Origin of the sequence: Dehalobacter sp., from assembly GCF_030063005.1 — a bacterium.
In the GTDB taxonomy this organism is placed as follows: Bacteria; Bacillota; Desulfitobacteriia; order Desulfitobacteriales; family Syntrophobotulaceae; genus Dehalobacter; species Dehalobacter restrictus.
This window is the reverse complement of record NZ_JAPDHR010000009.1, coordinates 38,935-63,221: the sequence shown is the minus strand read 5'-3', so window position 1 is coordinate 63,221 and position 24,287 is coordinate 38,935. Positions and strand designations below refer to the sequence as shown.

Genomic DNA, 24,287 nt, shown 5'->3' with positions numbered 1-24,287 from the left:
GAGTCACCCTCATAAAATTCAGAACCTGGCAAATCAGGAGGGTTAAAATGATGAATAATACAGGATGGGAAAACTTCAAAGGCGGCAGATGGCAGCAGGAAATTGATGTTAGGGACTTCATACAAGCAAATTACCAGCCTTATGAAGGTAATGAAACTTTTTTAACGGAGATAACGAATCGAACGCAGCATATCCTAGAGAAACTTTCAAGGCTGCAAAAGCTTGAAAAGGAATTCGGCGGCGTGCTGGATATCGATACCTCAACGGTTTCTTCATTGCTAAGCTATGCGCCGGGCTTTCTGGACAAGGAAAAGGAACTCATCGTTGGCATTCAGACCAACAGGCCGTTAAAAAGAGGAGTCAATCCTTTTGGCGGGATCAATATGGCCAGGAAAGCCTGCAAGGCTTATGGCTATACCATGGATGAGAAAATCGAAAGAGAGTTCTTTTACAAGACGACGCACAATGACGGCGTTTTCCGTGTTTACACCGATGAAATGAAGGAAGCCCGCAGGAGCGGAGTCATTACCGGATTGCCGGATGCCTATGGACGGGGAAGGATCATCGGGGACTACAGGCGTGTAGCACTATATGGCGTTGACAGGCTGATTGCAGGGAAAAAAGAAGATAAGCGCAAAAAAGGTCAGTTACTGATGGACATGGAGAATATCAAAGTAAGCGAGGAATTGTACAAGCAGATCGATTTTTTAGAAAAGCTGAAAAAGATGGCGGAGCTTTATGGTTTCGATATATCCCAACCAGCCGCAGATTTTAAAGAGGCGGTTCAGTGGTTATATTTTGGCTATCTTGGCGCGATTAAGGAGCAGAACGGCGCCGCCATGTCCCTGGGAAGGGTCAGCACATTTCTGGATATCTATGCTCAGCGGGATATTGATCAGCAAAGATTGACCGAACAGCAGGTCCAGGAGATCATAGACGATTTCATCATTAAACTGAGAATGGCCCGGCATCTTCGGACACCAGAATACAACGAGCTTTTTGCCGGGGATCCCATGTGGATCACAGAGGCTATCGGAGGTATGGGCGAGGACGGAAGGACGCTGGTTACTAAAATGTCCTACCGTTTCTTGCATACGCTATATAATCTGGGACTGGCACCCGAGCCTAACCTAACTGTGCTGTGGTCCGCGGTGCTGCCGGAGGCTTTTAAACGTTATTGCGCCAAGGTGTCTATCGATACCGACTCTATTCAGTATGAGAACGACGATGTAATGCGTCCTTTATATGGGGACGACTATGGGATCGCCTGTTGCGTATCGGCGATGAAGATAGGCAAGCAAATGCAGTATTTCGGAGCACGCTGCAACCTGCCAAAGATGTTGCTTATGGCTTTAAACGGCGGAAGGGATGAAATCACCGGCAAACAGGTTGGGCCTGTATCCGAAGGGGTTAAGGACGGTTTGCTGGAATACGAGGATGTCATGAAGCGGTTCGCTTTTTATCAGGGATGGCTCGCCAGGCTGTATGTCAATACCATGAATGTCATCCATTATATGCATGACCAGTATGCCTACGAAAAGCTGCAGATGGCATTGCATGACACGGATGTCGAACGCTTTATGGCTTTCGGAATAGCCGGAATTTCCGTGGTTGCGGATTCTTTGAGTGCGATCAGGTATGCCAAAGTCCGGGCAGCCAGAAACGAAAAGGGCCTGATCCAGGACTTTGAAATAGATGGGGAATACCCGCGGTTTGGCAATGATGACGACCGTGTGGACTCGATTGCTGCAGAGCTAACAGAGGATTTTATCGGGGAACTGAGAAAGACGCCTGCTTACAGGAACGCCGTACACACCCTTTCGGTGCTGACAATTACCTCCAATGTGGTCTACGGCAAAAAGACAGGTGCAACCCCGGACGGAAGGAAAAAGGGCGAAGCTTTTGCTCCCGGTGCTAATCCGATGCACAACAGAGAGGCAAACGGGGCGCTTGCATCATTGAATTCTGTTTCAAAGCTTCCGTATGAAGCCTGCCGGGACGGGATATCCTGTACTTTTTCCATAACTCCTTCCACCATCGGCAAGAACCCTGAAGAGCAGAAGAGCAACCTGGTAGCGGTCTTAGACGGCTATTTTGATATGAAGGCCCATCACATCAATGTTAACGTTTTGAATCGGCAACAACTGATTGACGCTATGGAGCATCCGGAACGCTATCCCAATCTGACGATACGCGTATCGGGCTATGCAGTCAACTTCAACAAGCTCAGCCGTCAGCAGCAGCAGGAGGTCATCAGCAGGACCTACCATGAAAGGCTATGAGGCAGTAAGCAGATGAGCGGCAAAGCGGAAGAGATAGGAAAGACGGGAAGGATACACTCCTTTGAGACCCTTGGAGGAGCGGATGGACCTGGATTGAGAATGGTTATTTTCATGCAGGGATGTCCATTACGCTGTATCTATTGCCATAATCCCGATACTTGGGACAGGAATGGGGGGAGGGAGTTCACTGCGGGAGCTTTGGTGCAAAAAGCGATGCGTTACCGCACTTACTTTGGCCGGGAAGGCGGTGTCACGCTTTCCGGCGGAGAGCCGCTTATGCAGCCCCTTTTTGCGGCAGAACTGTTTAAACAGCTTAAAAATGCCGGTATCAACACGGCTCTGGATACTGCCGGTACGACACCGTCGGGGGAGGTAGCCGAGGTGCTGGCAAATACCGACACGGTCCTGCTGGATATCAAAATGCCGGATCAAGAGCGGTATGATCAATATATCGGAGGCAGTCTAAGTGCGACAATGAATTTTCTGCAGGCAGCTTCGGCGGCAGGCTGTCGGATATGGATACGGCACGTAGTGATACCGGGCATTAACGACAAGAAAGATGATATCAGCAGCCTGTGTAGCCTTATTCATGATAGCGGAGTAGCTGTGGAACGAATGGAACTGCTACCTTATCACAGGATGGGTATTGAAAAATATAAGCTGCTGGGACTGTCATACCGGCTTGCCGATGTTCAGGAACTCGAAGAAGGAAGACTTGCCGAGTTGCTGAAGTATTGCTCCAAAGAGCTGCCGGAAACTGCTCTGGGCTATTAAAAAATGAAAACGTTAAACGGAGCTCTTCTAATATCCGAATAGTTTAATGCCTTAATGGATATCCTAAGCTTGCATATAATATAAAGGGGATTGCAGTAATGCCAATTTTTTTGTTGCATCCGTTCTATGCTGCGACTTTTATTTTACTCTTAATCGTTATTGTGCCAAAAAAAGATATTCAGCGATTGTCCTTGTTTGGTGTTGTCTTAGGCGGGATGATGGATTCTATTGTCCACGCTTTTGGATATTTTACCGGACTATTTTCTTGGACGAATTTTGGCCCTTTTGGCTTCATTGGTGTTCATCTTTTTGCCAATATTGCCTGGACAGCGTTTTTCATTATTTATCTTTATTATTTACCAAGACAAAGGCCGTTTTATTATATTTCTATAGCAGCAGGAGTCTTTGCTTCGATCTTATACTATAATTTATTGCTTGATATAGGAATTTTCAAGGCTTCCAGCAGATTAATTCTGCCGCTGATCGGTTTCACGGTCTGGTTTTTTGTTGCCACCTGGGCATTTTTAAAATGGAGCCATTTTGTCGAGGATAAAAGCAGAGAGAAAATGTATCCCTACTAAGCATTGCGATTAAGCAATGCTTGCGGCTTTTTCATATTAATAATTCATTTTGCAGAGGGTGGGTGATTGGCCTTGGAAAATACCCATAATTTTTTTATTCCCAAAACCAATCTGATCGGCGTTGGGGCAATTAAGGATCTTCCTAATCAATTATTGTCTTGGAAACTAAGTAAAGTGTTAATCGTCACGGATAAGAATATGATCAAACTTGGGTATGTTGAAAATATTGAAAAGATACTAAAGAGTCTATTTATTTCCTATGATATTTTTGACGGGATTTTACACCCCAATCCGACAGTATCTTTTGTCGAGGACGGATTAAGATATTTTAAGCAGGGCTGGAATGTCTTTAAACGAGACTATAAATTAATTATATCCATCGGCGGCGGTACAAATCATGATTGTGCAAAAGCAATTGCTGCAGTTGCTGTAAATGGTGGCTCGATCATAGACTATGAAGGATATAACAAAATAACCAAACCGATGATCCCTCTTATTACAATCAACACAACGGCTGGTTCTGCAGCAGAAGTAACACATACTGCAATCGTCACGGATAATACAAGAAAGGTAAAAATGGTAATTACCTCAGCTTTATTGACACCGTTTATATCCGTAAACGATCCAATTTTTATGACCACGATGCCGAAGGAAGTAACATCCAGTTCTGGAATAGATGTTGTCTCGCATGCGATAGAAGCGTTTGTTTCGACAGAGGCGTTTCCGATTACAGATGCTTTGGCTTTGGATGCACTGAGATTGTCATTTGAGTACTTACCGAGAGCCTATGAGAACGGCAATGATTTGGAAGCCAGAGAAAAAATGATGTATGCCAATATTATGGCAGGGCTTGCCTTTAATAGCGCAGGTCTAGGCTATGTGCATGCAATGGCGCATCAGCTGGGCGGTTTTTATAATGGGGCTCATGGATTCAATAATGCTGCGCTGCTGCCTCATGTTTTTAGATTCAATTCCACGGCGATACCGGAACATCGGATTTTGAAATTATGTGAAGCTATGGGGACTGTTACACATCATAAGGAGCAAGCGATAAATATTATTATCGAATCGATTAAGAATCTGTCTTCTGTAATTGGTATTCCCGGAAAGCTATCTATGATGGGTCTTGAGGAAGGTGATATTGAAGAACTGGCAAATAATGCGATGAAAGACATTTGCACGTTAACGAACCCCAGGCAGGGATCGGTTGAAGATATCATCGATATCTACCAAGCTGCATTATAAAAGCAGAGTAGGAACTCTACTCTGCTGAGTTTTAAAGATTTTGACAATCTTCTTGTACAATATCACGACGGCGGTATGACAGACCCAATACCATCCGCCTCTTATTGTTTACGACAAAAATAACGAAGGTCATCTCGAAAGGGGAGGCTTTTTCCTTACCATCACATGAGGAACCTCAAAAGGGATATGTCAGTAGAATCAAGGTTTCTTAAGCTTCTTTGGTCTTGTCTAAACCAAACTGCTCTGCGTATTTGTTGTATAAGATTAAATCAAATCTGCCATTTTTTTCAGCAGCGGGTTTGATATCGATCAGAAACTGAAGCTTCTGTTTTTTCGATAAATAACTAAAATCATACCAAGTATATGGTTTCAAATTATTTTACCTCCTGAAATTCTACATCTAAAACGTTGGCTGCTAACACTGAATCTAATAAATCTGTTGCTTTCTCTTTAGTCATACATCTTACTTGCATCAGTTCACTGATAAATATATTCCGGGCACCCTCCAACATTTTGGAATCTTCTTTTCCCAATTTACCAAGGAGGTTTTTCCGCGTTAAATCACGGATTATTTCTGTCCCTTTGAAAATATCGCCGCTTCTCATCTTTTTTGTATTTAAATCAGTGCAGTATTTCTGGTTTTTATAAAGCAGGGGATCGGTAATTCCCTCATTAAAATTTTCCAGAATTTCCTCAAAGATAGAGGATTCAACCAGCTTCCGGATGCCAAAGCTTTCAGCTTTATCCTGGGGAATCATCATCTGCATCCTGGTTTGGGGGACATTGACAATATAGTAAATTCTTTTTTTCCCCAAGATTTCTTTTTCTTCAATAGCTTCAATAGTTCCGACTCCATGCATAGGATAGACAATCTGATCACCAACTTGGAACATATATTCACCTCCCTGAGTCAGTAGCTTATTAAGCATATCATAGAAAATGATATATAGCAAATCAATTATTTTATCATTTATAAAAATGTATGTCAATGATTAATGTCAATGAATTAATGGTTAATAAATTAATAAGCTTCATTTGTAAAATAAAGCTATAATTAATAGCCATAAACATTTTTTATAAAATGGTAAAAGGTTGGGCTGCTTATGGAATAAAAGACCCGAAATAAAAAAGCCTCCCTAGTGTGTGTACTAGGAAGGCTTCTTTCAAATACTTACCAATTATTACGTGTGCGTGGTTGATAACAATCACGACAATAAACCGGTTTGTCACCTGAGGGTTGGAAAGGGACTTGAGTTTCTTTTCCGCAAGTAGCACAGACGGCCGGGAACATTTCTCGTTGTGGACGACCGTATTGGTTGTTGGATCTACCCTGTGCCTTTCTCGCAGAGCGGCATTCCGGACATCTGCCAGGTTCATTGGTAAATCCCTTTTCTGCGTAGAATTCTTGTTCGGAAACGGAGAAGGAAAACTCATTTCCACAGTCCTTACAGGTTAAAACTTTGTCTTCAAACATAAAAAAACCTCCAAAATATATTACCCGCTTTATGGGAAGAATTCATAGCTTCCCAGAGCTTTAGGCAATGGAGAGGTTACTAGTAAATCCACAAAATGAACGAGCTGCTTAAGTATAACTGCAATGAAAGTATATGTCAAAGGAATATTTCAAATATAGCAAATTCTGGTGGAGATCCTTTTGGTTCTTTGGTATCTTTAAAGAAAGAATCAGCGGAATTTTTATCGATAACTAATTTTTAATATATCCTTAATCAAATATTCAACGCCTTTGATTGGATTGGGTATTTTGACACCTACTGTTTGTAATAGGGCCAGTGTAAACGCTAACAGAAAAAAGACCAAAAAGACGGTAAGTTCCCGCCAATGCTTGTTTCTGACAAGAGCAGGTACTTCAAATAATCCTATGGCGACAAAAATTATCGTTAATAAAAAAATCATGGCCGTTTCCTTTCCTGTTATTTTGGTAACTTTCGTATTTTTGCTACAAGTAATGTTATTACAGGCGAAAACTCAAACACAAGGGTGAAAAAAGGTCCTGTCCTAATCGCGAAATCATTGCTTTGTGCCAGAGAATCAAATGTCATAATGGATAAACTAACAATGATACTTCCAATCGGAAGTACCAGTTGCCTATAGGACCGTAAATTACATAATCGGGCTATCCCTAATACCGTGCCATAATACATGACGCTTACTTTTATGAACATTGCAATTAATAATAAAGTAATAACAAGCATTTCCAACCTGGTTATGATCTCTGCCAGGTCTATCAGGCGCACTGATTCAAGCGAAGGGGAAATCATAATCGCCGATACTACTCCCAGCACAGCTGTATTGCGAACTGTATCAATTAATATGCTGATCCCCCCGATGAGTAATCCTAAGATAACAGATTTTTTTGTTTCTACTCCCTTGTTCACATAGGGGAATAGCATGAGAAACACCACGATTTCACAAAAAGGAAGGGTCATCATGATATGTGTACCCTGAATAAAATCCTTCAGGGAAAGATCAAAAAACGGCAGGAAATTGGTTAGTTCCATGTCTTTCAGCAGTAGAAAGAAAGTGATTAGGATTACAAATATGATGATCATGACAAATATAACACTGGTCCGGGCAAGGACCTCTATTCCGTTGCGAACTGTCCAGGCGCAGATGCAAATAAATAGAATACAAATTGCAAACAAAGGAGTCTCCGGCATCATGTAATCCTTTATGGTTTCGCCGAGATATGCCAACATGAAACCTGCAATAGAGCAAAAAAACCAAATGTATAAGGCGGAAACCAGTTTGCTTAAATAGGGACCATAGACAATATGATTGATTTGTATCAGGTCCTTACCGGGGAATTTCCTCGCTAAGGCAACATAAGCCATGGCAAGGGGAATGCTTACAGCCAATCCGGATAAAACAACCAGCCAGGTATACTGCTTGGTAACTGTATTCGTAAATGCAGCCACCAAAACAGAACCCAGGACATATCCTGCAACTAAAAACATCAACTGTGAACTTGATATGATTCCTTTTTCAAGCCTCATGAATTACTCCTTGGCAGGTACGGCAGGAGCGCTGATATTGCCTGTACTGCGTAGCTTAGTATCGATATTTAACGCTACTTCAACGTCAGGAAAGACCTCGTCCCATTTCATCTTCAATTTCTTCCACTCGGAGGGGTATTTCCAATAGATTGAATCACCAAAACCGAAGATATCTGAATTGAGATCCTTGGCCGTTTTTAAAGCAGCCATGATTTCCTTTCCGATTTCAGCGGATAGTTCTTTTTCCAGAGAGAAGACAATGTCTGGTGATGCTATGTTTTCTGAACCACTCTGGCTATTGACGATCCCATCCGCTTTGATATCTATCTTTATCAGAATCGTGTCATCTTTGATGACAGGTGTCATTTTACTTTTCGCACGCGTAATCTCCAAGCTCACGGTACCATCACCACTAGAACTAGCGACATTAATCATCCCGCCTTTTACTTCGTTGATGATCCATAGCAGTCCGCGCGTTTCACGTTTATTCAGTTCGCCAACTAATTTATCATGCTTAAAAACTGCTGTTCCAAAGACTTCCAATGTTTTTTCATTTCCTTCGCCGGTCACTCTAATCAAAGGCGCGATGGGAGCTGTGGTCTTGCTCATTAAACGACGAATAAAATCAATTAATTTAACCGTGGGCGATTCAGACGTTATCTTTTGAGTTTCAACTAATTTGGCAATGTTAATTGCCGGCAGCTTCTCTAATCCAGTCGAGACATCAAGTACCTCACTTGCTTGGTCTTCGGAGACCACGAGCAAAACATTAAAACGAGTCTCACTATCCCGTATAAAAGTATCTATATATGGTTGTATTCCTTCCTCAGCCAACTTTCTCTCAAATATCAGAACCTGATTATGTGGGAAATACAACTTATGGCTGGATTCATGACTAAAATCTCTGATAATTTCAGAGGCAAGATATCCCGTTTTTTTTATGTTCCAGTAAGCGTTTGTCCCGCTCCCACCACTCCCACCACTCTTATTTTTGGCAGAAGCAGACTTTAGCTCACCTGGTTTCGCAACTTGCGTCGTCAATTGTATTTCTCCGGCTTTCTCAGTTTTATCTAAACCTACGCCTACGACGAACGATAAAGAATTTAACTCATGGCGGCTCCAGCATCCGCTTATGGGCAAAATTAACATGAAACAAACCATGATTTTCATAATGAAACCAATTCGATTTTTCATCAATTGCCTCTTGTTTTCAACGTTATTCAAGCCGGTTAACTCTTGTCTTCTTCTGACGGATGGCTGGGTTTTAATCTGAACTCCTGGCGTTCAGGGTCATGCCAGCCTATCGTTCTAGGGCGGGTAAACATTGCCCAAATAGGCGCCCGGATGAATGTATCTTTCAGGTCTTGCGTACTGAGAGGAGCGAAAGGCGACAAATACGGGGTGCCAAAAGATCTTAAGGAAGCCAGGTGAATAAATGTCCCCATTAATCCAACCGCAATCCCAAACCCTCCCATTGCCCCAGCTAAGAGAACGAGAATTAATCGTAGGATACTACCGGAATCTGTTTGGGAAGGAACCACAAAACTGCAAATTGCTGTCAAAGCGATCACGATAACCATAGGCTCTCCGATTATTCCGGCGCCTACAGCAGCCTCGCCAATAACCAAAGCCCCTACAATACTGACCGCTTGACCAATAGGACGGGGCAAGCGAACCCCGGCCTCCCTGAGAATTTCAAATGTTGTTCCCATAATGAGCGCTTCTGCCATCGCAGGGAAAGGGACGCCCTCCTCGGATGCAGCCATGGTAAAAAGTAAGGAAGTAGGAATCAATTCCTGGTGAAAAGTTGTTAAAGCAACATAGATTGCCGGAGCCGTAATAGAAATAAAAAAAGCTAAAGACCTGAGGAGTCTGACCACGCTTGCAAAATAAGGCCGGGAATAGTAATCTTCAGCACTTTGGAAACTTTCAATAAAAACCATTGGAACGGTAAGTACAAAGGGGGTGCCGTCAACAAAAATGGCCGCCCTTCCCTCCAGGATTTTTGCCGCGACAAGATCCGGTTTTTCACTGTTAGCAACTGTGGAGAAAATAGAAAAAGGAGCATCCTCAATGAACTGCTCGATATACCCTGATTCCAGAATTGCATCTGTCTTAATTCTTTGAAGACGCCGTTGAATTTCTTTGATAAGCTGTGGAGGAACGAGATCTTTAAGATAGGCGACACAAATCGTGGTTTTCGTTTGTTCACCTATTTTCATCGTTTCCAGAGTTAAATTAGGGTTTTTTATTTTACGGCGCAACAGGGTTGTATTGGTAAGTAAATTCTCGGTAAAGCCTTCCCTCGGGCCCCGGACAACGGATTCTGTTTTGGGTTCGTCCACACCACGGGTTTCCCAACCTTCGGTGCCAATGACTAAAGCTTCTTTTGAGCCATCAATCAGTAGAATTGTTTTTCCGGACAAACAGCCATCTACGACTTCATCGATCTTAGAAGCTTTTTGAACCATTCCCACTGTAAGCAGCGTTGTCTGAATAATACTCATATTATTCAGTAATGATGTTTCTTGTCTGGAGCTTAACCGGATGCCGTACATCAATGGTTTTATAATACTTTCGTTAATGATGGCTGTATCCGTCATCCCGGATAAGAAGATGATCGCACCACGCGTAAGTCCCTGATCACCAAAGTTAAATTCACGCATGTTAAGATCATAGCTATTTCCGAACACACATTTTAAAGCAGTAAGGTTTTTGTTCAGATTGTCGAAAAGGTTAGATTGAGAATTCTCTGAATGATTGGCGTTAGCGCCGTTATGATTTGCTAACTGCCAAAAACGCAGTTTAGAATGAATGGAGCGGAACATACTGCTTTCATCCTTCCACTTTGAACCTAACCTTACCTATTATTTCCAGTTGGGAATAGAGTTAAACCATTGATCATTTTACCTAACATTATCTCTTTATTGGCCATGATCAGCTTTATTTATGCACGTTAAAGCTTTCAATAAAAGCATTGTGAATCGGTTTTCCGTTTTCCGGGATCAATGAATAAAAGGTTGATCTTTTTTTCACAATCCCATTCGCTTAAGGCGTTACTTGGCATATCGGAATGGGGAGAAGGGTTAGAGGGATCATTGAAATCGTCCTTATCAATAACTCAATTTTAATATATCCTTAATCAAATATTCCACGCCTTTGACTGGACTGGGTATTTTGACATCTGCTGCTTGTAATAGAGCCAGTATAAACGCTAACACAAAAAGGACCGAAAAGACGGTAAGTTCCCGCCAGTGCTTGTTTCTGACAAGAGCAGGGACTTCAAATAATCCTATGGCGACGAAAGTTATCGTTAATAAAAAAATCATGGCCGTTTCCTTTTCTGTTATTTTGGTAATTTTCGTATTTTTGCTACAAGCAATGTTAATACAGGCAAAGACTCAAACGTAAGGGTGAAAAAAGGCCCTGACCTAGCTCCAAAATCAACGTTTTGTGTCAAATAATCAAATGACAGAATAGATAAACTGACAATGATACTTCCGATCGGAAGTACCAGTGGCCTATAGGATCGTAAATTAAATAATCGGGCTATCCCTAATACCGTGCCATAATACATAACAGTTACTTTTATGAACATTGCAATTAATAATAAAGTAATAACAAGCATTTCCAGCCTGGTTATGATTTCTGCCAGGTCTATCAGGCGTACTGATTCAATCGAAGGGGAAACCATAATCGTCGATGTTATTCCCAGCACAGCTGTATTGCGAACCGTATCAATTAATATGCTGGCCCCCCCAATGATTAATCCTAGGATAACAGACTTTTTTGCTTCTACTCCCTTGTTCACATAGGGGATTAGCATGAGGAAAACCATGATTTCACAAAAAGGAAGGGTCAGCATGATATGTGTACCCTGAATGAAATCCTTCAGGGGAAGATCAAAAAACGGTAGAAAATTGGTTAGTTCCATGTCTTTCAGCAGTAGAACGAAAGTGATTAGGATTACAATGATGATGACCATGACAAATATAACACCGGTCCGGGCGAGGATCTCTATTCCATTGCGGACTGCCCAGGCGCAGATGAAAGCAAATAGAATACATATGATAAACTTAGGAGTTTCCGGCATCATGTAATTCTTTATAATTTCGCCGACATAGGTTAACATAAAGCCTGCAATAGAGCAAAAAAACCAAATATACGAGGCGGAAAGCAGTTTGCCTAAATAGGGACCATAGATGATATGATTGATTTGTATCAGATCCTTGCCGGGAAATTTCCTCGCTAAGGCAACATAGGCCATGGCAAAGGGAACGCTTGCAGCCAATCCGGATAAAACAACCAGCCAAGTATACTGCTTGGTAATAACATTCGTAAATGCAACCACCAAAACAGAACCCTGGACATATCCTGCGACTAAAAACATCAACTGTGAACTTGATATGATTCCTCTTTCAAGCCTCATGAATTACTCCTTGGCAGGTACGGCAGGAGAGCTGATATTGCCTGTACTGCGTAGCTTAGTATTGATATTTAGTGCTACTTCAACGTCAGGAAAGACCTCGTCCCATTTCATCTTCAGTTTCTTCCACTCGGAGGGGTATTTCCAATAGATTGAATCACCAAAACCGAAGATATCTGAATTGAGATCCCTGGCCGTTTTTAAAGCAGCTATGATTTCCTTTCTGATTTCAGCGGATAGTTCTTTTTCCAGAGAGGCAACAGCGATTGATGATGTTATGTTTTCTGAACCACTCTGGCTATTGACGATCCCTTCCGCTTTGATATCTATCTTTATCAGAATCGTGTCATCTTTGATGACAGGTGTCATTTTGCTTTTTGCAAGCGTAATCTCTAAGCTCACTGTACCATCACCGCTAGGGACAGCTACATCAATTATTCCGCCTTTTACTTTGTTAATAACCCATAGCAGTCCGCGCGTTTCACGTTTATTCAGTTCACCAACCAATTTATCATGCTTAAAAACTGCTGTTCCAAAGACTTCCACTGTTTTTTTATTTCCGTCACCGGTCACTCTAATCAGAGGTGCGATGGGAGCAGTGGTCTTGCTCATTAAACGACGAATAAAATCGATTAACCTAACTGTTGGCGATTCAGACGTTATCTTTTGAGTTTCAACTAATTTTGCAATGTTAATTGCCGGCAACTTCTCCAATTCAGGCGAAACATCAAGTACCTCACTTGCTTGGTCTTCGGAGACCACGAGCAAAACATTAAAACGAGTCTCACTATCTCGTATAAACGCATCTATATATGGTTGTATTCCTTCCTCAGCCAACTTTCTCTCAAATATCAGAACCTGATTATGCGGGAAATACAACTTGTGGCTGGATTCATGACTAAAATCTCTGATAATTTCAGAGGCAAGATATCCTGTTTTCTTTATGTTCCAGTAAGCGTTTTCCCCACTCTCACCGCTCTTACTTTTAGTAGAAGCAGATTTTAGTTCACCCGGTTTTACAACTTGTGTCGTCAATTGTATTTCTCCGGGCTTCTCGGCTTTATCTAAACCTACGCCTACGACGAACGATAAAGAATTTAACTCATGGCGGCTCCAGCAACCGCTTAGGGGCAAAATTAACATGAAACATACTATGATTTTTATAATGGAACCCATACGATTTTTCATCAATTGCCTCTTGTTTTCAACGTTATTCAAGCCGGTTAACTCTTGTCTTCTTCTGACGGATGGCTGGGTTTTAATCTGAACTCCTGGCGTTCAGGGTCATGCCAGCCTATCGTTCTAGGGCGGGTAAACATTGCCCAAATAGGCGCCCGGATGAATGTATCTTTCAGGTCTTGCGTACTGAGAGGAGCGAAAGGCGACAAATACGGGGTGCCAAAAGATCTTAAGGAAGCCAGGTGAATAAATGTCCCCATTAATCCAACCGCAATCCCAAACCCTCCCATTGCCCCAGCTAAGAGAACGAGAATTAATCGTAGGATACTACCGGAATCTGTTTGGGAAGGAACCACAAAACTGCAAATTGCTGTCAAAGCGATCACGATAACCATAGGCTCTCCGATTATTCCGGCGCCTACAGCAGCCTCGCCAATAACCAAAGCCCCTACAATACTGACCGCTTGACCAATAGGACGGGGCAAGCGAACCCCGGCCTCCCTGAGAATTTCAAATGTTGTTCCCATAATGAGTGCTTCTGCCATCGCAGGAAAAGGGACGCCCTCCTCGGATGCAGCCATGGTAAAAAGTAAGGAAGTAGGAATCAATTCTTGGTGAAAAGTTGTTAAAGCAACATAGATTGCCGGAGCTGTAATGCTAATCAGAAAAGCTAAAAGCCTGAGGAGTCTAACCACGCTTGCAAAATAAGGCCGGGAATAGTAATCTTCAGCGCTTTGGAAACTTTCAATAAAAACCATTGGAACGCTAAGCACAAAGGGAGTCCCGTCAACAAAAATGGCCGCCCTTCCTTCCAAGATTTTTGCTGCAACAAGATCCGGTTTTTCACTGTTAGCAACTGTGGAGAAAATAGAAAAAGGAGCATCCTCAATGAACTGTTCGATATACCCTGATTCCAGAATTGCATCCGTCTTAATTCTATTAAGACGCCGTTGAATTTCTTTGATGAGCTGTGGATGAACGAGATCTTTTAAATAGGCAACACAAACAATAGTCTTGGTTCGTTCACCTATTTTCATTGTTTCCAGGGTTAAATTAGGGTTTTTTATTTTACGACGCAACAGGGTTGTATTGGTAAGCAAATTCTCGGTAAAGCCTTCCCTCGGGCCCCGGACAACGGATTCTGTTTTGGGTTCGTCCACACCACGGGTTTCCCAACCTTCGGTGCCAATGACTAAAGCTTCTTTTGAGCCATCAATCAGTAGAATTGTTTTTCCGGACAAACAGCCATCTACGACTTCATCGATCTTAGAAGCTTTTTGAACCATTCCCACTGTAAGCAGCGTTGTCTGAATAATACTCATATTATTCAGTAATGATGTTTCTTGTCTGGAGCTTAACCGGATGTCGTACATCAATGGTTTTATAATACTTTCGTTAATTATGGCTGTATCCGTCATCCCGGATAAGAAGATGATCGCACCACGTGTAAGTCCCTGATCACCAAAGTTAAATTCACGCATGTTAAGATCATAGCTATTTCCGAACACACCTTTTAGAGCAGTAAGGTTTTTGTTCAGATTGTCAAAAAGGTTAGATTGAGAATTCCCTGAATGATTGGCATTAGCGCCGTTATGATTTGCCAATTGCCAAAAACGCAGTTTAGAATGAATGGAGCGGAACATACTGCTTTCATCCTTCCACTTTGAACCTAACCTTACGTAGTATCTCCCGTTAGGAATGAAGTTATTTATGAATACTGTTTTGGATTCAAAGATTGGCTGAGCACGTAAGATTTGCGAACTGGAATATGGGATGTGATGACGGCGATATGTGTTATCTCTGCTTGTAACTGATATTACAATGTGTTAGCATTGACGTAACGGATATGACAAAGGGAGCTAGGGCGATGGAGATCGCTCTTTTTAATGAGAAAAGAAAATGAGCAATAACAATAAGATCCGGGAAAAGAAGATCTTGGGCATAGAGAAGAACATCTTTTTCGTAGGCCTGACAAGTTTTCTAACGGATACGACGACGAAAATGATTTATTCTGTAATGCCGTTATTTTTAATGTCCTTGGGAGCAACTAAAACGGAGCTCTCTTTAATTGAAGGGATTGCGGAGAGTACGGCATCCGTGCTTAAAGCGTTATCCGGCTGGTGGAGTGACAAGATCAGAAAGAATAAGCCATTCATGGTCATAGGGTATGCTTTCACGGCAGTTCTTTCACCCATGTTCTCGATGGTAACCTCGCCACTGCAGGTTCTGCTTATCAGGTTTACCGAGAGGGTTGGCAAGGGCATCCGGACAGCGCCAAGAGACAGCCTGATCGCCGCGTCCTCTGAAGACGGCAGCAAAGGCAAAAACTTTGGCTTTCATAAAGCGATGGATAACAGCGGGGCGATCGTTGGGCCGCTTCTGGCAGCAGGAATCCTGCTGTTGTTTCCAAATGATTACCGGCTGATATTTCTTATAGCAGCCATCCCAGGTTTGCTGGGACTGATAAACATTATATGCTTTGTGAAGGAAGCAAAATCGGAGAAGATGGAACCGCTTGGAAAAATTACATTGAAGGACTTCCCGAAAAAGTACTATGCCTTTCTTGGAATCATCTTTATCTTTACGATGGGAAATTCAACCGATGCGCTTCTTTTGGTCAAAGCCAGTGATATTGGGATCAAAGACTCCTTGATTCCGATGATCTATCTGATCTTTTACGCAGTGTCAGCGCTCTTCTCCGTACCGGCCGGCATGCTATCAGATAAAATCGGCAGAGAAAGACTGATTATTTTTGGCTATCTGCTGTATTCAATCCTATATTTCGGGTTTGGCAGAACAAACAGCGGAACCGTAGTGGTATTGCTTTTTGCGTTGTACGGACTTTACAGCGCAGCCACTGACGGCGTACAGAAGGCATTGGTGTCTGATTTAATTGACAAAGACAAACGGGGAACAGGACTGGGCATCTACAACAGCCTTGTAGGTATTACGCTTCTTCCGGCCAGTGTCATAGCAGGTTTGCTTTATGATCATGTCAATTACAGCGTGCCATTTTACTATGGCTCTGTGATGGCTCTGATTGCTGCGCTGTTCATGATTATCTTTTATCGGAAAGGGTTAAGGCATCTTGAAAACTGATGTTTAGTTCTAACTTAAGCGGAAAAAGTTAAATATAACAGAACAACATTCAGCAAGACAATAAGACTTACGATTACCACACCGGCAGCATTGGTGATTTTACGGTTTGTCATTTCACCCATAATGTCCCGGCGTTTGGTGATCAGAAGCAGCGGAATGACCGCTGCCGGCAGCGCAAAGCTTAAGGTAACCTGGCTCATAATCAGCATCTTCATCGGGTTAAAGCCAAGCCACAGGAGAATGATGGCCGGAATCATAGTAATTGCCCGCCGGATATTGACCGGAATATCCAGACCGATGAACCCTTTCAGCATACATTCTCCGGCCATAGCGCCAACGGTGGATGAGGAAAGGCCTGAAGCAAGCAGCGCCAGGCCAAAAGCACCGCTGGATAAACTGCCAAGCAGCGGTGCCAGGGATTTGTGCGCCTGTTCAATGGAATCGACGGGGCCCTGGTTAAAAAAAACGGCTGCAGCGATAATAACCATTGCAGCGTTGACCAGAAACGCGATGTTCATAGCAAAGGCGATATCCAAGCATTCCATTCGGAAATGCTTTTTTGCTTCGGCCAAATCATCGGAAGTACGTCTTGCTTTCATCAAGTCCGAATGGAGATAAATGACGTGCGGCATAACAGTCGCGCCCAACATACCGACGGCAACCAGAATGCTTTCGGGACCTAGGCTAGGAACTAAGGTGTGCAAAGCGACCGCGTGCCAATCCGGTTTAGCCAGGAACAGCTCGAGACAATATGAGGCCCCGATGACAGCTACCAGGCTGATGATAATTCTTTCAACCATATGCTGGCCGAAACGCCGCAAATATACAATGACGAAGGTCAGACATACGGTTATCAGACCTGCTGCCACGAGCGGTATGCCGAAAAGTAGGTACAGGCCAAGCGTCGAGCCCAGGAACTCTGCCATATACGTTGCGATGACGGCAAACAGCATGATGATCCAAAGTAAAAGATTTACCGGCCTGGAGAAAACACGTCCGCACTGCGTAGCCAGATCAACACCGGTAACAATGCCGAGCTTCGCCGACAGTGTTTGCAAGAAAATCGCCATCAGGTTGCTCCATAAGACAACCCAAACAAGATTGTAATTGAAATTGGAACCTGCGCTGATGTTGGTGGCAAAGTTGCCGGGGTCAATATAGGCGACACTCACGATGAAGGCCGGACCCAGGTATCTCAGTGTGTCTTTGATCTTTTCCAGCCAGGTATTTTTAGGCAAAGGTAATGTTAATGAAGTTTGAACAAGGTTGATTTCTTTGCTCATTGTTATAACCCTCCGCTTATTTCTAATGAACTGTCATATGAGGCAAGAAAATGATATAGGTATAGAACGAAGCAGTACACATAGATGTGAATCTAGTGTGATACGGCTGAATAATTCTTTCTTAAATAGCGATAAGCATTTAGGTGGATGCTAACAAATATCAGTAACTTCAGGTGAAGCGAGAGGAGTGGGGAAGATGCTTTCACCGAGCCTGGAAGATTATTTGGAGGAAATTTATCGCTTTTCGCTGTCACTTGATGAAGTTCGAGTCACGGATATAAGTAATAGGCTTCAGGTCGCTTTGCCTTCCGTAACGAAAGCTCTCTACAGACTGCGAGACTCTGACTATATAAAGTACGAACCGTATGGCGAAATCAAGCTTACGGATAAAGGAAAAGAGTATGGGTTTTACCTGGTTGCCAGGAATCAGCTGCTGCAGGAATTTCTTTCGCTGATATGTAGCAAATGCAATATTGCTGCTGAGGCTGAAGCGATGGAACACTACCTTTCAATTGCATCGATTGATGCGATAAAAACGCTGGTGGAGTTCATGAAAAGCAATACGTCCTGGAAACAGGATTTTGACGACTTTGTTTTGCGTCATACAAGGGAGAAATAACTGTAGGTATTCTCTGGGGGTTAGCCGAAGCTAACTTTAACGAGTGATTCTAGAACAGAATATGTTGAGGAAGAAAAAAGTGTGCATCACATAATAGACAACACCCCGAATGTTAGCCGGGGTGTTCGTCTGATTAATGTGGTATGCTCCTGAAGCTGGCGGAGTCTGTTTCCTCAGCATACCATGTGTTCAAATAAAGCGGCAAGGTGAGTTGAACGCTTCTTGCTAAATCACCCTATCGGGGGTATGATAATGTTCTATAGAGCGCTATAATAGCTAAACAATGAAGAGTTAAACGAATGAAGAGTCAGGGTGGTGGCGGCGTGCAGGATATTCGCGCCAGGGCTGCAAAGGAAACCGGAAAACTAAAAATCTTCTTTGGTTATGCCCCGGGTGTAGGGAAAACCTATGCGATGCTTGATGATGCCCACAGCCAGCTGAAAAGCGGGGTAGATGTTGTCCTAGGTTATCTGGAGCCACATACAAGTCCTGAAACCATTCAGCTGCTGGACGGACTGCCGGCATTGCCGCCGAAGACTGTTAACCATAAAAACCGTTACCGCAAAGAATTTGATCTGGACGCCGCTTTGCAAAGAAAACCCGAGCTCCTGCTGGTTGATGTGCTGGCCCATAGTAACGCGGACGGCATGCGGAACAAAAAACGCTATCAGGATATCGAAGAGCTGCTGAATGCCGGAATTGACGTCTACACCACAGTCAATGTGCAGCATATCGAAAGCCTGAGAGATCTAATGCAGGATATCACGAAGGTTAATGAGCAGGACACGATTCCGGACTATATGTTTGACAGCGCCGATAAAGTTGAGCTGATCGATATCGAGCCGGACGAACTGATGAAACGCTGCGGGGAAAAGAAATGTCCCTTAAGTCTTGAAAGCCTGCGCCTCCTGCGTGAGACCGCTATGCGCAAGGTTGCGGACCGGATCGTCAACGAGAATCAAAATGAACAGCTCTTATCCGTAAAAACAGCCGGAATTAAGCTATTAGTCTGTATCAGTTCTTCGCCGTCGGCCGCTAAATGCATCCGCTGGACGGCCAGATCGGCAGAGGCCTTCCATGCCCCGTGGACTGCTTTGTATATCGAAGATATGGAAAGCAGGTATTTTACGGAAGAAGAAAAGAAGAACGTCCAGGAGAATCTGGATCTGGCCGAGCTCTTAGGCGCCAAAATTGTGACACTGAACGGACATGGTCTGGCTTCCATCATTTCGGAATATGCCAAGCTTACGGGCATCACAAATATTGTCATTGGGAAAAGCAGAAATAAAAAAACGCTGAAAACATTATTTGATCCGGCACTTGAGGATAAGCTCATCGGGCTGCTGCCAAACATTGAAATTCATATCATCCCAAGCAGCTGGCCTCAAAGATCCTATCGCGAACCGCGAAGGAAACGGATCAGCCAAGACCTGTTCTTATCCTGGCCGGATATCTGGAAAACGATAGGGGTTTTGACTGGGGCGACCCTGCTTTCCTTTGGCCTTCGGGCGCTGGAATTTGGCAATCAAAATATTATCATGGTCTATATCTTGTCTGTGTTTTTTATTTCCAGACTCACCATGGGGTATGTGTACGGCATGACTGCCTCGGTCTTAAGTGTACTTGTTTTTAACTTCTTTTTTGTTTCGCCGCTTTTCACGTTTTATGCCATCCAGACAGGCTATCCGGTCACTTTTGTGATTATGCTGGTTGTGGCTTTGATCACAAGTACGACGACTGTCCGCATTCAGACCCAAGCGCGGCTCGCTGCGGAAAGAGAAGGGCGCACTGAGCTATTGTATGAGATTAATAAAAGGCTTTTAACAACCAGAGGACTTCAACATATTGTTACGCTGACGAACGAATATATTGTGAAGCTTTTTAAATGCTCGGCGGTTTTTTACACCCGGGATCAGTATGGACCGGCAAACCTGTATCGTTCATCCAATCATCATGGTTCATCAGGTATTCTGACGCAATCCTCCGCAGAACCTGATGCTTCATTTCTGCTGTCGGAGCGCGAAAGCAAGGTTGCTCAATGGGTATTTGCCAATCAAAAACAGGCCGGTGCAGGAACAGATACGCATACAGAAGCAGGCGCTTATTATATGCCGATCATTTCCCAAGGCGATGTGCTTGGCGTGATTGGAATTTCATGTCTCAAAGGCAGATTAAACCGTAATAACCGTCTGCTGCTAAAAATGATTATTTCCCAAGTCGCCATGGCTTTGGAACGGCAGTACCTGTCTGATGAACAACGGCAAATATTAATCGAATCAGAAAAAGAAAAAATGCGAAGCAATCTGCTGCGCGCAATTTCGCACGATCTGAGGACCCCGCTGACCGGCATTCTCGGGGCGAGCTCAGCAATCCTTGAAAATGGTGATCATCTGGATAAAGAGACCCATAGGCAATTGGTCTCGAACATCAAAGAAGATTCGCAATGGCTGATACGCATGGTCGAAAACTTATTGTCCGTGACCCGGATCAAGGAAGGAACCATGAATGTCGCCAAAACATTTGAGGCCGCTGAGGAGATCGTGGCTGAAGCGATCAGCAGAACCCGTCATCGTTACCCGAACAGTAAAATAGCGGTGCAGGTGCCTGAAGACCTTTTGCTGGTGCCGATGGATGGAAAGCTGATTGAGCAGGTTTTGATCAATCTGCTCGAAAATGCGGTCAAGCATTCGCCGGATGACACCGTGACCGCGGTGCAGGTGACAAAAGCCGGAGCTCAGGCTGTCTTTGAGGTCAGTGACAACGGACCAGGAATTGCCGAAGAGGATTTCCCGTATTTATTTGAAAGTTATGTGCCCTGCGGCAAACGCAGCTCGGATTCAGCCCGCGGAATGGGAATCGGTCTGTCAATATGCATGTCGATTATCAAGGCTCACAATGGGAAAATGGAGGCTGCCAACAAAGAGCAGGGTGGCGCTGTATTCTGGTTCACACTGCCTCTGGAGGAGAACATTTATGAGTAACAAACCTTTGCTCCTGATTGTCGAAGATGATGAAAAAATCTGCAACTTTATTTCGGCGATCCTGAGTTCCAATGATTATCAGATTATCCGGACAGCCCGGGGGAAAGAGGCTGTCTCAATGGCGGCATCCTATTCGCCCGATTTGATCCTGCTGGATCTCGGTTTGCCGGATATGGACGGCGTGGAAGTGTTGCGTACAATCAGGCAGTGGAGCGGAATTCCGATCATCGTTGTGTCGGCCCGTGGACAGGAGCGGGAAAAAGTTGAAGCCCTGGATCTTGGTGCGGACGATTATCTGACCAAACCGTTTGGTACTTCCGAGCTGCTGGCCAGGATAAGAACCGGGATCCGTCACAGTCAAAAGAACGTTAGTGTCAGTTTTCCCGAATCAGAGAAGATGACAGTCGGCGATCTAGAGATAAACTATCAGAAAAGACTTGTAGCCATGGCCGGTAAAGAAATCCACCTTACACCGATTGAATACAAGATCATTGTGCTGCTTTCCAAAAACACCGGGAAAGTACTGACCCACGATTTCATCATGAAGGAAATATGGGGACCTTACACCAATGAGATCCAAGCGCTCAGGGTCAATATGGCCAATATCCGCAGAAAGCTGGAAATCAACCCTGCAGAACCCAGGTATATTCTAACCGAGGTTGGGGTAGGATACCGGATGGTTGAGGAGATTTAGCCCGTACAAACGGGCTTTTTTTATTTAACATAATCTTTATACATTCTTTATATGAAGGGCATATATCTGAATTCTTTCTTTATGCCATCGGTGTTATAAATAGGTGTGCGAACGAAATTAACCTTTTTTGGTATATCATGAAGTATAAGTACTTCATAATATATCTAAGTGCAGCAAAGGCTGCCAACGGCTATAGATGGCAAGGAACGCAACTATTTTAATTGGATGGTGAAACATTTCATGGTATCTGCCCTTAAACGCTTCTTAATCGGGCGTCCTTTAAAATCAACGGAGCTTGGCGAACAGAAGCTGAACAAGAAGAAAGCCCTTGCGATTCTTTCTTCCGACGCTTTATCCTCGGTAGCGTACGGCCCGGAACAAATCCTGATCGTTCTCTTTACGGTCGGAACGGCAGCATTCTGGTATTCTGTTCCGATCGCGATCGGTGTTTTGGTTCTCTTAATTGCTTTAATCCTGTCGTACCGGCAGATCATTTTTGCTTATCCGCGCGGCGGCGGAGCGTATGTCGTATCGAAGAACAACCTCGGCATGAATTCAGGCTTAATCGCCGGAGGCTCCCTGCTGGTCGACTACATTCTGACTGTAGCGGTTAGCGTGTCTGCAGGAACCGATGCGCTTACCTCAGCTTTCCCGGCCTTGCATGCCCATACGGTAGGTATCGCTGTGTTTTTTGTTCTCTTAATTACGGTCCTTAATCTGCGCGGGATAAGAGAATCCGCTACGATCCTGGCCTATCCTGTCTATTTGTTTGTGGCGGCCCTGTTTATTTTAATTGGTGCCGGTCTGTACAATGTCTTAACCGGTCAGGTACCGGCCGAACTGCATGCGGCTGTCGGCACACCTGTCGCAGGGATAAGCTTGTTTATTCTGCTCAAGGCCTTTGCCTCCGGCTGTTCGGCTTTGACTGGCGTTGAAGCTATCTCTAACGCGATCCCGAATTTTAAAGAGCCCGCTCCGAATAATGCGGCCAAAACATTGATGGCGATGGGTAGTTTGCTCGCGATATTGTTTTCTGGGATTGTGTTTCTGGCCTTTTATTATGGAATAGCCCCGAATGCACAGGAAACGGTTGTTTCCCAAATGGCTGAGGGAATATTCGGACGTAATTTTATCTACTACTTTATTCAGGGCGCAACCGCGTTGATTTTGATTCTGGCCGCAAATACCGGATACTCGGCTTTCCCTTTACTGGCTGTGAATCTTGCCAAAGACAAATTTATTCCAAGGATGTTCACGATCCGCGGAGACCGTCTTGGATTCTCCAATGGAATCCTTATCCTTGGCTTTTTATCGATCCTCTTGATTGTGGCTTTTAAAGGGAAAACGGAGCGCCTGATTCCGCTTTACGCGATTGGCGTGTTTATTCCGTTTACCCTGGCCCAGACCGGAATGATCGTAAAATGGTTCCGCGAAAAGCCGAAAGGCTGGATGCCAAAGCTAATTATTAATTCGCTCGGGGCGCTGATCAGCTTCGTCGTTGTCATGATGTTCCTGTTAACCAAGTTCACGCAGGTTTGGCCGATTTTGATCTTCCTGCCGTTGATTATTCTGCTCTTCCACAGAATCCACAAGCATTATATGGATGTCGCAGAACAGCTTCGGGTATCAGCGGCTGAACCAACAGTACCGATTAAAGGAAATATTATCATTATTCCTGTCGCAAGCATCACGCGCGTGGTGGAAAATGCGTTAAACTATGCGAAATCGTTGTCGGCAAACCAGATCATTGCAGTAAGTGTTTGCTTTGATAAAGAAGAAGAGAAAAAGCTCGAGGAAAAGTGGGAGAAATGGAATCCCGACGTCCGTTTGGTAACGTTGAATTCTCTACACCGAAGCATTATCCACCCGCTGACCAAATTTATCGATATGATCGAACACAAAGCAACCGATCAGAATTATCAGATCATGGTTCTGATCCCGGAATTTATTCCGAAAAAAGGATGGCACCATATTCTGCATAACCAGTCGAGCTTACTAATCCGCACACATTTGCTATATCGGAGAAATGTGTGCGTGGCTACGATACCGTACCATTTGCAAAAATAAAATTTGCCATAAAATATTGCTTAAAAAAAAACAATATGGTAAA

At 43.8% G+C, this 24,287-nt stretch carries 19 protein-coding genes; 9 read left to right on the top strand and 10 right to left on the bottom strand.

Annotated elements, in window-relative coordinates; genetic code table 11:
- Window positions 1–47 precede the first annotated feature (47 nt).
- The 4 genes from pflB to OKX56_RS02705 all read left to right on the top strand — a co-directional run bounded on the left by pflB (window position 48) and on the right by OKX56_RS02705 (window position 4,882).
- A complete protein-coding gene (gene pflB, locus OKX56_RS02720) occupies window positions 48–2,282 on the top strand; it encodes a formate C-acetyltransferase (protein WP_287895583.1) in 2,235 nt (744 codons plus the stop codon).
- Window positions 2,283–2,294: 12 nt separating this feature from the next.
- The gene (pflA, locus tag OKX56_RS02715) at window positions 2,295–3,056 is read left to right on the top strand and encodes a pyruvate formate-lyase-activating protein (RefSeq protein ID WP_287895582.1); all 762 of its coding nucleotides are present in this window, start codon (window positions 2,295–2,297) and stop codon (window positions 3,054–3,056) included.
- A gap of 98 nt (window positions 3,057–3,154) precedes the next feature.
- Complete coding sequence (locus OKX56_RS02710; RefSeq protein WP_019225459.1) at window positions 3,155–3,637, top strand: hypothetical protein; 483 nt, start codon at window positions 3,155–3,157, stop codon at window positions 3,635–3,637.
- A 66-nt stretch (window positions 3,638–3,703) separates the two neighbouring features.
- Window positions 3,704–4,882, top strand: a complete 1,179-nt coding sequence (locus OKX56_RS02705; RefSeq protein WP_287895580.1) for an iron-containing alcohol dehydrogenase — start codon at window positions 3,704–3,706, stop codon at window positions 4,880–4,882.
- 208 nt (window positions 4,883–5,090) lie between these two features.
- Here OKX56_RS02705 and OKX56_RS02700 read toward each other — a convergent pair whose 3' ends face one another.
- The 9 genes from OKX56_RS02700 to OKX56_RS02660 form a co-directional block, all read right to left on the bottom strand.
- A complete protein-coding gene (locus tag OKX56_RS02700) occupies window positions 5,091–5,255 on the bottom strand; it encodes a hypothetical protein (RefSeq protein WP_287895579.1) in 165 nt (54 codons plus the stop codon).
- A gap of 1 nt (window position 5,256) precedes the next feature.
- Window positions 5,257–5,775 carry a CarD family transcriptional regulator gene (locus OKX56_RS02695; protein WP_019225462.1) on the bottom strand — a complete coding sequence of 173 codons (519 nt, stop codon included), beginning with the start codon at window positions 5,773–5,775 and terminating at the stop codon, window positions 5,257–5,259.
- A gap of 278 nt (window positions 5,776–6,053) precedes the next feature.
- Window positions 6,054–6,356 carry a zinc-ribbon domain containing protein gene (locus tag OKX56_RS02690; protein ID WP_026071844.1) on the bottom strand — a complete coding sequence of 101 codons (303 nt, stop codon included), beginning with the start codon at window positions 6,354–6,356 and terminating at the stop codon, window positions 6,054–6,056.
- 457 nt (window positions 6,357–6,813) lie between these two features.
- Window positions 6,814–7,896: a GerAB/ArcD/ProY family transporter gene (locus OKX56_RS02685; RefSeq protein WP_287895578.1), complete on the bottom strand. Its 1,083-nt coding sequence runs from the start codon at window positions 7,894–7,896 to the stop codon at window positions 6,814–6,816.
- A 3-nt stretch (window positions 7,897–7,899) separates the two neighbouring features.
- Window positions 7,900–9,090: a Ger(x)C family spore germination protein gene (locus tag OKX56_RS02680; RefSeq protein WP_287895576.1), complete on the bottom strand. Its 1,191-nt coding sequence runs from the start codon at window positions 9,088–9,090 to the stop codon at window positions 7,900–7,902.
- Between the two features lie 35 nt (window positions 9,091–9,125).
- Window positions 9,126–10,724: a spore germination protein gene (locus OKX56_RS02675; protein WP_287895574.1), complete on the bottom strand. Its 1,599-nt coding sequence runs from the start codon at window positions 10,722–10,724 to the stop codon at window positions 9,126–9,128.
- Between the two features lie 518 nt (window positions 10,725–11,242).
- Window positions 11,243–12,325 (bottom strand): GerAB/ArcD/ProY family transporter, encoded by a 1,083-nt coding sequence (locus OKX56_RS02670; RefSeq protein ID WP_287895573.1) that lies wholly within the window; start codon window positions 12,323–12,325, stop codon window positions 11,243–11,245.
- A 3-nt stretch (window positions 12,326–12,328) separates the two neighbouring features.
- Window positions 12,329–13,510 carry a Ger(x)C family spore germination protein gene (locus OKX56_RS02665; protein ID WP_287895572.1) on the bottom strand — a complete coding sequence of 394 codons (1,182 nt, stop codon included), beginning with the start codon at window positions 13,508–13,510 and terminating at the stop codon, window positions 12,329–12,331.
- Window positions 13,511–13,545: 35 nt separating this feature from the next.
- Window positions 13,546–15,144, bottom strand: a complete 1,599-nt coding sequence (locus tag OKX56_RS02660; protein ID WP_287895570.1) for a spore germination protein — start codon at window positions 15,142–15,144, stop codon at window positions 13,546–13,548.
- 256 nt (window positions 15,145–15,400) lie between these two features.
- Here OKX56_RS02660 and OKX56_RS02655 point away from each other — a divergent pair, with 256 nt between their 5' ends.
- Complete coding sequence (locus OKX56_RS02655; RefSeq protein ID WP_019225468.1) at window positions 15,401–16,600, top strand: MFS transporter; 1,200 nt, start codon at window positions 15,401–15,403, stop codon at window positions 16,598–16,600.
- Window positions 16,601–16,614: 14 nt separating this feature from the next.
- Here OKX56_RS02655 and OKX56_RS02650 read toward each other — a convergent pair whose 3' ends face one another.
- Window positions 16,615–17,883: an Nramp family divalent metal transporter gene (locus OKX56_RS02650; RefSeq protein ID WP_287895569.1), complete on the bottom strand. Its 1,269-nt coding sequence runs from the start codon at window positions 17,881–17,883 to the stop codon at window positions 16,615–16,617.
- Between the two features lie 196 nt (window positions 17,884–18,079).
- Between OKX56_RS02650 and OKX56_RS02645 the strand changes: the two genes are divergently transcribed.
- The 4 genes from OKX56_RS02645 to kimA all read left to right on the top strand — a co-directional run bounded on the left by OKX56_RS02645 (window position 18,080) and on the right by kimA (window position 24,244).
- Window positions 18,080–18,502 carry a metal-dependent transcriptional regulator gene (locus OKX56_RS02645; protein WP_015044310.1) on the top strand — a complete coding sequence of 141 codons (423 nt, stop codon included), beginning with the start codon at window positions 18,080–18,082 and terminating at the stop codon, window positions 18,500–18,502.
- Window positions 18,503–18,801: 299 nt separating this feature from the next.
- The gene (locus OKX56_RS02640; protein WP_287895568.1) at window positions 18,802–21,483 is read left to right on the top strand and encodes an ATP-binding protein; all 2,682 of its coding nucleotides are present in this window, start codon (window positions 18,802–18,804) and stop codon (window positions 21,481–21,483) included.
- Window positions 21,476–22,177, top strand: coding sequence for a response regulator (locus OKX56_RS02635; RefSeq protein WP_019225471.1), 702 nt, complete (start codon window positions 21,476–21,478; stop codon window positions 22,175–22,177). Before OKX56_RS02640 ends, OKX56_RS02635 begins: the two co-directional genes overlap by 8 nt.
- Window positions 22,178–22,417: 240 nt before the next feature.
- Complete coding sequence (kimA, locus tag OKX56_RS02630) at window positions 22,418–24,244, top strand: potassium transporter KimA (protein WP_287895565.1); 1,827 nt, start codon at window positions 22,418–22,420, stop codon at window positions 24,242–24,244.
- Window positions 24,245–24,287 lie beyond the last annotated feature (43 nt).